Raw genomic sequence first — 11,790 nt, 5'->3', positions numbered from 1 at the left:
GTTGTACTGCTTCCAGTTAGTTGTTTTGTAACGAGGTTTAGACATGAGACTACGACGATTGATGGGTGTAGCCGATCAGATCGTAGCTTCTAGATTTAGTTCCATCGATTTAAGCAACAAAGCCAGTGCACCACTGTCTATAACATTTTGAAACTGTTGGATCTTCGGGTCGCTCATTGTCTTTTCCTTCCATTGCAGTTGTCTGCTTCTTTATGGCTTATTTAAAAGCGTTATTAATTTGAATAACGTCGGTGAATCTGAACGTAAAACCAGACTTGTCAGTTTCATTACCGAACACACGAAGAAGCGCCATTAACCTTCTGTAATACAAACAATAAGTAAAATAAAAACATGATAATTCTGGTTGTCGGCTCAAAATTAAATTGCCGATTTATACCAAAAATTCATGTTTTCGCGCCTCCAATTACGGAAATGTAAAAGGAGTTATGAAAAATTAGCAGTGAAACGTAAATACTAATTATCCCAACACGTATAAATATTGTCTTTACAGTCCTTTTTTCTTATTTTTTATAATATAGAGTGGGTTGTGGCTTTATTTCTTAAAGACTAAACCCTTTTCATTGGATGTTTGTATTTCTTCAATGAACTCTATTTTTTCTAGAGTATCCTCTTTTTCTCACAAACAAGATGTCTCAAATGTGATATTTTATTATTGTTGTTATGTCATTTCTAATTGCTTCAATTGACACCTTTAAATACAGATACTTAAGATTTAATTCGCATGATGTTGTGTAAAATAACTTTACAAGGCATTGGTGTGTGAGTTGATGTTGAGTGCAGGTTTAGGGTGTGGAAGTGTAGCTGCATATTAAAAATTGGTCACGTGATGTCTTATTTTGTTGTATATATACTGTCCAGCCGATGCTGTCTGATTAATTAGAGTGTTGATGTTACGTTGCTAAGGTTTATATGTTGCATAGTGCTGAGGCAAGTCTTAGATAAATATCGACAATTAACCTATTTATGTGGGGTTCAATGAAATGGGTTTAATTTTGCTTTTCTCAGGCTTGTGCAGAAAGCCCGACAAGTTCGGGCATCAATATTTGTGTTAGTGCGTAGATTGCAAATGTTCTTCGATAAATACAGGCTGAGACAGTTCATCTATCAAAACAGGAAACATTTCAGACATCACGATGTTGATTGAGTTTTTCATGATTTGTGTATTTAAAGCACAACCGTTCGTTTTGGCTAAAATACCTATTGCATGAAATAAAACCGCAGAGTCTGGCAAATCTTCAGCCACGAAATTGTGACTTGTCATCTCCATGGCCTGAAGCGCAAAGGTGATGAACTCATTGGCAGTATAGTTAGCGGATATAGGGTTTCCCATGGATCGATGCAGCGAAATGACGATCTCCTCATTGGGATTAAACTTGATGATATCCTGTGTAACGGGGTTCCAAAACAAGGAAACCGATTCACTTAAATCAGCGTGAGTAAGGATGCGTTGTTCAAAAGCTAAGGCAGTGATAAGCGAAAGCGCCTGATGCTTTGCGTTGGGTTTGTCGCTTTCCAAACACTCAGTGATTACAGATATAGGATCCAAACTGCAACGACGGAGTTTCTGAACACTCTCGACAATGCTTGCCGCCTCTTCTTCGGGGGTGTTTTCCGATGAGAGCGTCAACGCGGTCTCGTTATTAATGATTACATCCACTGTGGGTTCTTTATCCTTAGAAAGATCGTTCTATCATATCCTCTCTGTGTGGTGCTCTGCAGTGAACCGATTCAAATAACAACAAAAAGTCAGAGAGTTAGGTGATAACAAGAGAGAAGAGGTGCGAACGGGTGAAAGGTAGCTTTGCATTCGAGATATAGTCTTATCCATTGTCGGAAATTTGATACAACGAGAATCCAATATCCTACCTATGGTTTGATGGAGACTTCCCGACAAATCGAGGAGGATATATGAGTGAAAGAGACGCCACCAGCGTTGTCATCGATATGCATAACGTTGGGAAAAATAAGCTCGAAATCGCAAGCGAGTTGTCGTTACAAGGTTGGGTGTTCTACGACGCACTTGAATTTACTGAAAGTGTTTATGAACGAGAGTCATTCAGGGATCCCATTCGTATGGGAAGTTCTCTCGATGACATGCGAAAACAACCGCCCATTGATATTTAGTCTTCGTTGTTTAGCCCGATACGTCGGGCTTTTCTTCATCTCTCCATTATTCGCATACACCCTTATGTGGTTTAGGTAGACGAGGCCGCTTTGTTTTTCCGCCTTCCAATATACGCATGTCGTCGCGCAACAAATCCGACAATTGGCTCTCTTTTGAACGCGCAATTGGTTAAATAAACATCTCATAAGTCACACAACCAGAAAATCTTGGTTTTTTTTTCATCAAATAGGCATTACGTTATCTTCAATATATTGAAGTATAGGCTATGGATTGCGGGTTATCGCGTTTGTGGCTCACGTAAAGCAATGGAAATTGCTTTTTTATTGCCCTTAATCCTCAAAATAATGAAGTTAAAAAATCTTTTTGTCGGAAGGCGAAATTCCGCTGTTGGATAAGGGGGAGCCTTCAGTTCTATCGTTGCAAGCTGTGTATTCACCCCCGAATGCATTTGTAAATTAAGGATGTTTTATGAAGAAGATTGGGATCGCTGGTTTGCAGCGAGAAAAGATAAAAGCAGAGATCGAAGCGAGTGCCGCGGGCATGTTCGAATGCCACATTCTCAACGATATGGATGCAGCCATGAAGGTGAAATCGGGTCAGCTCGATTACTTCATCGGATGTTGTAACACAGGGGCGGGTGCTGCGCTTTCTATGGCGATCGCTATCATTGGCTTCGCACAAAGCTGCACCATTGCAAAGCCTGCCATCAAAGCAAAACCGGAAGAAATCGAAAAATTCATCAGCGAGGGTAAAGTCGCGTTTGGCCTGTCTGTTGAACATGTTGAGCATGCTATTCCCATGTTTATCAAACAATTAGCGCATCAGTGGTAAGGACATAGTATGGACTTTGTGCAGTTAGGTTTGATTTCAGCGCTTTGTGCGATGACGGCACTTATTGCAAACATGAGTGCCGCGGTTTTCCATGATGGTATCCGTCCAGTACTTCCTCAGTTGTTTGAGGGGAATATGACTCGCCGTGATGCGGGGTCGGTCGCTTTTGGTTTATCTATTGGTTTTGTTGCATCCGTCGGTATTTCTTTCACTTTATCAACAGGGTTGCTTAACCCTTGGCTCCTGTTTTTACCGACAGACATTCTTGGCGTTATGATCGCCAGCCGTTGGCTTGCAGCTTTGGCGGGTGGACTCTGGGGCGTATTGGTTGTCACGTCATTATCAGGTGTCAACGCGGTGCTCACTGGATTACCGGTTGATGCGTTGGGTGCTTTGGGCGAATTGGGCACACCCGTTATTACCGCGTTTGCGCTGTTCCCACTGCTTGCGATTTTTAATCAGTTTGGATGGAAGGCGGGCGCAATCGCAGCTGTTGTTATTTTGCTATCACGTTTGCTGACCATCAAATTTACAGCTATTTACCCCGAATCTATTCAAATTTTTGTCGGCATGTTGATGCTGGTTGGTACGGCGATTTACAGGGATATTGAAGATAAGAAAAACGGCATCGCGCCGCCGGATATGTCTGGCCTTCACAGCATTTTCGAAGAACGCACCAAACGCATTATGAAACATGTACCGTTTTTAGCGGTAACGGGGGCATTGATAGCCGCAGTGTCTAACGCAGGCTTTTTTGCAGGCTCTGAAGTGTCAATCTATTCGCTGGCTGAAGCATACAAGCTTGACGATCCTATGGCGCAAGAGGCGGCGATACAACAGGTCGCGTTATCAGAACTAATGCGCGGCCTTGGATTTATTCCCCTTATCGCGACTACCGCGTTGGCCACGGGTGTATATGGCGTCGTCGGCATGACGTTTGTTTTCGTTGTCGGCTATTTATCACCCAACATTCCGATCGCAGCGCTCCTTGGCGCATTGACTATTTGTGTTGAAGTATTCCTGCTTCGTCGTATTGGGCGATTCCTAGAGCAATTTCCTTCCATTCGAAATGCATCAGATAACATTCGTGATGCGATGAATACCCTGATGGAATTCGCACTCCTTATTGGCGGTGTGCTTGCCGTGATGAAGATGGGCTCGACCACAGGTTTGACGATTTTCGCCATGTTGTTCTTCCTGAATGAAGTGATGGGCCGTCCCGTTTTGAAAATCGCAGCCCCAGCAGTCGCAGCCATTCTAACGGGCATTGTGCTCAATGTGTTTCATGTTTTTGGTTTGTTTGCCGTGTAACGGACTGAACATGATAACCACGATACTCAGCCCATATCCTTTGTTCCCCCGTAAGGCATATGGGCTGCTTTTACGCATATGAAAAAAGGAATAACTATGTTTCTTGAGGCACTAAAAAAACAAAACTCAGAACTGATTCAGAGTGCCGTATTGTTATTGCGTCAGGGCGAAATCTTACCGGATACCTATGTAATTGATGTCGATCGGTTTAGAGAAAATGCTAAAAAAATCAAACAAAAAGCAGACGAGCTCGATATAAAGTTATTTGCAATGACAAAGCAGATAGGTAGAAACCCTGTGCTTGCAAGCATTCTAATTGATGAGTGTGGGTATGAAGGGGCGGTTTGCGTTGATTTTAAAGAAGCATTGAGCTTACACAAAAACAGGATAAAAATTTCTCACGTTGGTCATTTGGTTCAACCACCGAAGCATATTCTGACGCGGCTAATCAGTGAGGTAAAACCTGAAATCATCACGGTGTACTCCATTGAAAAAGCCCGTGAGATATCACAAGTCGCCGTTGAGTGTGGCGTCGTACAAGGCATTATGCTGAAGTTCTATCAAGACGGTGATCATCTGTATCCGAATCAAGAATCAGGCTTTCATCTTAGTGCGTTAGATGAAGTGGTTGAGCGTATTACCGCGCTTCCTAATCTTAATGTTACTGGTATTACCCACTTTCCCTGTTTTCTCTATGATCAGGATGCACAAAAAACCCGTCCTACTGCCAATCTAACCACGGCAAAACAAGCGATTGAACGGCTGGCCCAAAAAGGTATTTCGATTACACATCGGAACTATCCTTCGGCAACAAGCTGCGAAACGATCGCCATGATTCGGCAACACGGTGGTACGCACGGAGAGCCAGGACATGCGCTCACAGGTACGACACCTGCCAATGTTGATGCCAGCCAACCTGAATCCGTCGCGATGGTTTATGTCACCGAAGTTTCTCATGTGCATCAAGGGAAAGCCTATTGCTTTGGTGGGGGTAATTACGGCCGCAGTCATGTTGAAGGTGCACTTGTCTTTAACAGTGAGGCGAGTACAGGCGATTTCCTGCCCGTTTGCCCGAACGACTCAGCCAGTATCGATTACTACTTTCAACTAGCAGGGAAAGCGGACATTAGCGCACCCGTAATTATGGCGTTTCGAACACAGCTCTTTGTCACGCGTAGTGACGTTGCGTTGGTCGAAGGGATTTCCACATCTGCGCCTAAAGTCGTGGGGTTGTTTGATACACAAGGAAGACAAATAGAAAGGTGACAGGATGTCAAAGTTTATCGTCGTCGTTTTGGATGGCTTTGGCATCGGAGAAATGCCAGATGTCACAAGGCTCCGCCCTCAGGATCGCGGAGCCAACACAGCCGCGAAGCTTATCAGTCATTATTCGGAGAGAAAACTCGTAACGTTAGAACGCCTCGGGCTGATGAATACATTGGAAGGTGTGAATTCTGCGATGAAACCCAATGCATCAGCAAATTGGGGGAGAGCATTATTGATGCACGAAGGCTGCGATACCTTTATGGGGCATCAAGAAATCATGGGGACACGGCCGGTGCCACCTTTGGTTATGCCATTCAGCGAATCTATCGATAGCGTTTTTCACGCATTGGTTAAACAGGGTTATAAGGTTGAAAGTATCGAACGTGAAGGGCTTTCTCTTTTGCTTGTGAATGGTGCTTTGATCATCGGAGATAACTTAGAAGCTGATTTGGGGCAAGTTTACAATTTGACTGCAAACTTCAACGAGATGAGCTTTGATGAAGTAAAACGGATTGGTCGTGTTGTCAGAAAAGCAAACCGTGTCAGCCGAAATATCGCATTTGGGGGTTTTGTAGATGGCGTAGCATGTTTGCTTTCCGCTATAGAAGTAAAAAGAGATGTAACTGGAAAAGCGAAATATATAGGTGTGAATGCCCCTAAGTCCGGTGTTTATAAAAGCGGGTTTGAGGTTGAACATCTAGGGTTTGGTGTGGATGAAAAAACACAAGTGCCTTACCAGTTAACCCAAGTTGGCGTACCGACTTTTTTGTATGGGAAAGTGGCAGATATTGTGCAAAACGATGACGGTAAATCCTATAAGTCGGTTGTCGATACCGAAACTGTCTTCTCACTGCTGGTGAACGATATTGCCAGTACGGCCCAAGGCTTTTTTTGTGCAAATATCCAAGAAACAGATTTGTGCGGTCATGAGCAGGATCCTGAACGTTATTGGAACGTACTGAGGAAGTCTGATGTAGGCTTGCAAACGGTTATTGACGCATTGGGAAGCGATGACATGCTTGTTGTCATGGCTGACCATGGAAATGACCCCTTTATAGGCCATGCGAAACATACTCGTGAACTTGTCCCTGTACTGGTATACCAGCAGGGTTTGAATGGTGTTGAGTTTGGCGATCTCGAAACCTTGGCGGATGTTGGCGCCAGTGTTACAGATTTTTTCGGAGCAATGCCGCCTCAATATGGGCAGCCAAGCGTAACGCGAACCTATCGATAGCCGAGGTTAGTGACGACACACTGTTTACCAAAAAAATGCCCCTTTGTTGAAAGGGGCATTTAATGTTCAGTTTACTTAACCCGTTTGCTTTACTCGGCTTTGCGATTTTTCTGATTTTCTAAAGATTCCAGTATTCGCTTGGCCTGATGCATGTTAACAGACATCAGATTGAGTATTTCTTGCAGTGTGGTTGAATCTGGAACGATGCCATTTTGTGCTTTCTTTTCATTGTTTTTGGATATCCGAGCCAAATTCGGCAAGGCGAGGTCAAGTGCGGTACCTCTTACGATGTGCAGTGTTTTAAATATCTTGACCAAATTACGGTCAGAGAAACCTTGAATTAAATCGTCAGATGCTTTTTCAAACTCTTCTGTCATCAGGCGAAGTAAGTCAGTGAGCACATCATGATCATCTGCGAAAGCTGCCAACGCTGTGCTGGCTGACAACTCTTCCTCGGTCATTTTCAACTCTTTTTAGGTAATTTTGAAAGCGCAAGAACGTTTGTTGCATTCGGCGCATCTTTCGTGATGGTGCTGTCAGGCGTATCAATGTTGATGAACTCTTCCATGAAAAGCGAGATGGCCTCTTCGAGACTGGCTTTCTGCATAGGTTTTGTCAGAACATGGTTAGCACCGATATCGAGTAATTCATCGTGAGCTTCACGAAAAACATCAGCAGTACAGGCAAAGATAATGGTGCTAAGACGATGTTGTTGCCTGATTTGTTTAATCGCATCAACGCCACCCATGATGGGCATGTGTTTGTCCATAAGAACCAGATGATAGTTTTTTTTCTCCAAGGCCAAAACCGCCAATTCTCCGTTTTCAACAGAATCAGCGTTATGTCCTAATTGCTCACACAAACGCTTTGCGAGCATTGCATTGACGGCGTTGTCGTCGGCTATGAGTACATCAAGAGCAGTGTGATTTGCTGGTAATAGATGGGTTTGTTCAACAGGCGCAGAAATTTCATTGTCGGAAATGTTGGCAACGTCAACAGGCAATGACACAGTGAACAGGCTTCCTTTACCTTCTTCGCTCGTTACAGTCACATTGCCTTTCATCTGCGTAATGATTTTATGCACGATAGAAAGACCTAGTCCTGTGCCGCCAAATCGTCGACTTGTTGAAGATTCGGCTTGTCGGAATGGTTCGAAAATGTGTTCCAAGCGCTCTTTAGGAATGCCAACACCCGTATCGCTGATGAAAAAGTGAAGCCAACGGGTTTCTGGATCGAAGTCACTCGTTATACGGACATGACCTGTATCAGTAAATTTGATCGCATTCCCCACAATGTTAAAAATGACCTGACGCAATCGAGAGCTGTCATTGATGAAACAAAGATCAGAAGGAACATTGCTGTCTATATCAAGGCTGATGTTTTTTTCGAGCGCAACCGATCTCAGTGAGTTTGTCACAGGGTCCAATAGCTGAGCCATGTTGAATGAGACTCTTTCGAATACCATTTCACCTTGTTCAACTTTTGAAAAGTCGAGAATATCATTCAGGATTGTTATCAGGTGCTTACTTGATTCACCGATGATTTTTGCGTGCTTACGCGTAAGGTCTTCCTCTGTTTCATCGACAATCAATTCAGCCATGCCCAATACGCCATTCATCGGTGTACGGAGCTCGTGACTCATTGTGGCCAAGAACAGCGTTTTTGCTTGGTTGGCTTTTTCAGCCTCTTCAGATGCATCAATGAGGTCGTCATTGAGTTGCTTCAGTTTATTCTCGCGTATCCAAGAAGACATGAAGAGATACGCGATAAAACTTAGCAAGGCGAGAATGAAATATGAAAATGAAGACTGTAGTGCGCTTAGCGCCATGTTCTTAATCTTATTCTCTGTAACCTCTACAAATTCAGAGGCTTCTCCCAGCAGTAAACTGTCTAAAAGTGACGAAATTTCATGATTTAGCGCGGTATAAGCGTTCAAATGAAGCTTGTTGTCAGTGTTCGTTGATGGGGACATGATATCTATTGCCGGATTGTTACCATTCTCACGATCAAGCGTTGCGATAGAGGCATTTCTTGCAATGATAAGCGCGACGAGGTTATCAACGGATTGGGTCAGGTTTATATGTTGATTTGAATAATGACGGGTTGCTTCTTCCAAGTTAATGTTAGAACTACGGAAAAACCCGAAAGACGTAGACCTTATTTTAGTGATGAAATGGTCTAACGCTTTTTCGCTTTCGACCAGATCCCGAGTAAGCAAGTGAGGAGTTATGGCGTATCCAGAGTTGAAGGCGACGGCCTCATCTCGAATAGAGAGGACATCATGGCCTAATTCAGTAAGTTCAATACTCATTGAGGAGTATTGTCGTTGCGCAAAAAAAACCTCTGTGGCCAATAGGCTCAATACCCCAGATATAATGAGAAACAGGTGGCTGATATTAGTAAATCTGCTCACGTTCTAATTCCTCCAAAATTGATGGTCTTGGTGCGCTGAGAGCGTGTAGAAAAGCCATCAACTCATCAATGGTTTCTGGCTCTAGAGTCATTCCCAGCTGGACATCAGCCATAACCTTTATGGCTTCTTCAAGCCTATTTTCACTACCGTTATGAAAATAAGGCGGGGTATTGGCGACGTTTCTAAGGCTAGGTACGCGAAATAGGTGTTTATCAATATCCTTTTTCGTGAATTGATGCCTTCCGGTATCTACGTTGAGACCTGAATGCGCAGCCGTATTACCGTAGTACCCAAAACGCTGCATCATACTGCCACCGATGTTGACGCCTTGATGACAATTAATGCACCCCATGTTCTGAAAGGTTTTCCAGCCATTTTGGGCGAGCGGGCTGATTGCACGTTCATCACCTAGCAGGTAGCGATCAAACGGTGAGTTGGGTGTGAGTAATTGCTCTTGAAAAGTGACAATGGCGTGCTTAATGGTCTCAATGGTAATGGGGTGCTGGGCGGCAGAAAAAAGTGATTGATACCTAGAGGAAGATGTTACGTATGCAAGGATGGCTTGCCATGAACTGTCCATTTCTGCGGGTGTGTGTATTGGCCCATCCATTTGTTTTGAGAGGCTATTGGTGCGGCCATCCCAGAAGAAACGGTAATTCAGACTCACATTGAACACCGTCGGTGAGTTCCGTTTTCCCACTCCGGCAACCCCTTTAGATACCGGTGTATCTTGTGCGCCATTAGTAGAAAGGTTGTGGCATGTCGCACAACTGATTGCTTTGTTAGAGGAGAGGTTTGGGTCGTTAAAAAGCGCCCATCCTGCTTTTATCAGTGGAAAATCCACTCTATTTGGATAGGGAACAGGCGCAATCAATGCTTGGCGTTGATGTTCCTCTTTCGACGTGTGCGCGTTGCTACGTTCATGGTCATGATTAAACATATTTGACGCTGAAATAACGACAGCACCGAGGCATAACAGACCCGCGATAGTAGCAGTTACGGCAATCCTAGCGTTTAACATATGAGCCAACTGGATTATTGTTTGTACAATTAAGAATAGAATAAATGCCCATTTTGTCTAACAGGTGAAAGGGTGATAGCCACTTACTCCAAGCAAGGCGTAACAAGCCAAAAGTCTTCAAAATCGGATTTTCTGCTGGGTACGTTGGCCTATGTTGGCGCGCGGTGAATCGCGATGAGGTTGGCGTATTCGAGAACAGTCAATCGTGAGATTCGCCGCATTTATAAGTGATAATTTTGGCATGCGCATTTTTCAATATATCGTCGAGTTTTACGTATAGATACTGGGTGAGAGGGTACTTAATTTTATAAGGAGATATGATGATAAAGGCATTGTTCTGAAAGTTCTTCTTCTTGCAGTGTTATATTCTATTGCTTTTTACGTGCCGTGAAATCACCATTTTGTCGGCAAATAAAATCCTATTGTATTTTTATGATCCCCCATACTCCAGATATTGTCATAATTGTGGTTTGTTATATTGCTTATACGTTTCGGATTGGTGGATTTAATTGCTGTTTATTTGACGGCAAGAGCAATGTGTCGGGTAAGGTGGCAAATCATTTACGCTGGATGTACCTAATATAAATAACTGACAGAATTGAAAATTGGCTCTTTGACCTTGTATGATATATGAATTGCAGTGCATATTTTATTGGCATGCGACGATTGCCTTCTCGCAGGTGATGGTGTTCTTAGTATTTGAATATTCGAATCTTTACATGTCATTCTGAATGGTATGTAAAGTGAGGGACAGCATTTCAACTTATTTGATATGTCGGTCAGTGTTAATAAAGTAGCGTGAACATTTAAGATTGTGCCGGAAAGGAATGATGAGTAATTTAATAAATCAAGTTGGTGGTTATCAAGTAATTGAAAACGTTTTGTCTGAATCGGAATTAGATAATATCGTTGGCGCATATGATGAATTATTTATCTCGAAAGAGGCATACGATAATGGTGATCTCTACGATATGGCAAGTTCTGGCAAGGGCAAAGATTTTAATAGCTGGAAAATTCCACAAATCATGCATCCAGAAAAATACTTGCCACAGCTTAGAAATACAGATTTATTCAAAAATATATCTGAATATGCGTCTGAATATTTCGGTAGTACCGCGACGGTATCTTTCGCTCACGCGATCAATAAGCCTCCTCATTGCATAACAGAAACGCCCTGGCATCAGGATGCCGCATTTTGGCGACCTGAACTGGAATACAACAGTTTGAGTTTTTGGGTTCCTCTCCAAGATGTTGACGATCACAATGGATGTATGCGTTACGCCGTGGGCAGTCAGGAGTTCGATGTTTTACCTCATCAATCTGTGAACAATGATATTACGGCGGGTGGATTTGAGCTAAGAGAAGACTTAAGACCTATATTTCTTCAAGATGTTTGTTCAGTACCTCTCAGCATGGGACAGGCTGTGGCGCATTGTCCGTATATCTTGCATTCCTCGGGCGGCAACCATTCCAATCATTACCGCAGAGCGGCTTTGTTGCTTAATTCGGTTGGAAGACATGGCAGCCTAAAGTTGTTCGGTTCTTAAGCAATATACTGAGTTTCAGGC

General features: G+C 43.3%; 10 protein-coding genes. 6 read left to right on the top strand and 4 right to left on the bottom strand.

The window, feature by feature from the left end:
• Positions 1–1,069: 1,069 nt before the first annotated feature.
• A complete protein-coding gene (locus B5D35_RS20555; protein WP_078754362.1) occupies positions 1,070–1,678 on the bottom strand; it encodes a hypothetical protein in 609 nt (202 codons plus the stop codon).
• A gap of 251 nt (positions 1,679–1,929) precedes the next feature.
• Between B5D35_RS20555 and B5D35_RS20550 the strand changes: the two genes are divergently transcribed.
• The 5 genes from B5D35_RS20550 to B5D35_RS20530 all read left to right on the top strand — a co-directional run bounded on the left by B5D35_RS20550 (position 1,930) and on the right by B5D35_RS20530 (position 6,788).
• Positions 1,930–2,145 (top strand): hypothetical protein, encoded by a 216-nt coding sequence (locus B5D35_RS20550; protein ID WP_078754361.1) that lies wholly within the window; start codon positions 1,930–1,932, stop codon positions 2,143–2,145.
• A 469-nt stretch (positions 2,146–2,614) separates the two neighbouring features.
• On the top strand, positions 2,615–2,977 hold the full coding sequence (locus B5D35_RS20545) for a DUF2620 domain-containing protein (RefSeq protein ID WP_078754360.1): 363 nt from the start codon (positions 2,615–2,617) through the stop codon (positions 2,975–2,977).
• A gap of 9 nt (positions 2,978–2,986) precedes the next feature.
• Positions 2,987–4,288 carry a YhfT family protein gene (locus B5D35_RS20540; RefSeq protein ID WP_078754359.1) on the top strand — a complete coding sequence of 434 codons (1,302 nt, stop codon included), beginning with the start codon at positions 2,987–2,989 and terminating at the stop codon, positions 4,286–4,288.
• Between the two features lie 96 nt (positions 4,289–4,384).
• Positions 4,385–5,554: a YhfX family PLP-dependent enzyme gene (locus tag B5D35_RS20535; RefSeq protein ID WP_078754358.1), complete on the top strand. Its 1,170-nt coding sequence runs from the start codon at positions 4,385–4,387 to the stop codon at positions 5,552–5,554.
• Between the two features lie 4 nt (positions 5,555–5,558).
• The gene (locus B5D35_RS20530; RefSeq protein ID WP_078754357.1) at positions 5,559–6,788 is read left to right on the top strand and encodes a phosphopentomutase; all 1,230 of its coding nucleotides are present in this window, start codon (positions 5,559–5,561) and stop codon (positions 6,786–6,788) included.
• A gap of 89 nt (positions 6,789–6,877) precedes the next feature.
• Here the strand turns inward: B5D35_RS20530 and B5D35_RS25035 are convergent, their stop codons facing one another.
• The 3 genes from B5D35_RS25035 to B5D35_RS20520 form a co-directional block, all read right to left on the bottom strand.
• Positions 6,878–7,249, bottom strand: coding sequence for a hypothetical protein (locus B5D35_RS25035; RefSeq protein ID WP_244556680.1), 372 nt, complete (start codon positions 7,247–7,249; stop codon positions 6,878–6,880).
• A 2-nt stretch (positions 7,250–7,251) separates the two neighbouring features.
• Positions 7,252–9,099, bottom strand: a complete 1,848-nt coding sequence (locus B5D35_RS20525; RefSeq protein WP_244556679.1) for an ATP-binding protein — start codon at positions 9,097–9,099, stop codon at positions 7,252–7,254.
• Between the two features lie 85 nt (positions 9,100–9,184).
• Positions 9,185–10,222 (bottom strand): cytochrome-c peroxidase, encoded by a 1,038-nt coding sequence (locus B5D35_RS20520; RefSeq protein ID WP_078754356.1) that lies wholly within the window; start codon positions 10,220–10,222, stop codon positions 9,185–9,187.
• Between the two features lie 827 nt (positions 10,223–11,049).
• On the opposite strand from B5D35_RS20520, the gene B5D35_RS20515 reads away from it, so the two are divergent.
• Positions 11,050–11,769 (top strand): phytanoyl-CoA dioxygenase family protein, encoded by a 720-nt coding sequence (locus tag B5D35_RS20515; protein WP_078754355.1) that lies wholly within the window; start codon positions 11,050–11,052, stop codon positions 11,767–11,769.
• Positions 11,770–11,790: the final 21 nt, after the last annotated feature.

Source organism: Enterovibrio nigricans DSM 22720 (assembly GCF_900167155.1).
GTDB lineage: Bacteria > Pseudomonadota > Gammaproteobacteria > Enterobacterales > Vibrionaceae > Enterovibrio > Enterovibrio nigricans.
The sequence above is the reverse complement of the archived record's forward strand: the minus strand, read 5'-3'. Positions and strand labels throughout refer to the sequence as shown.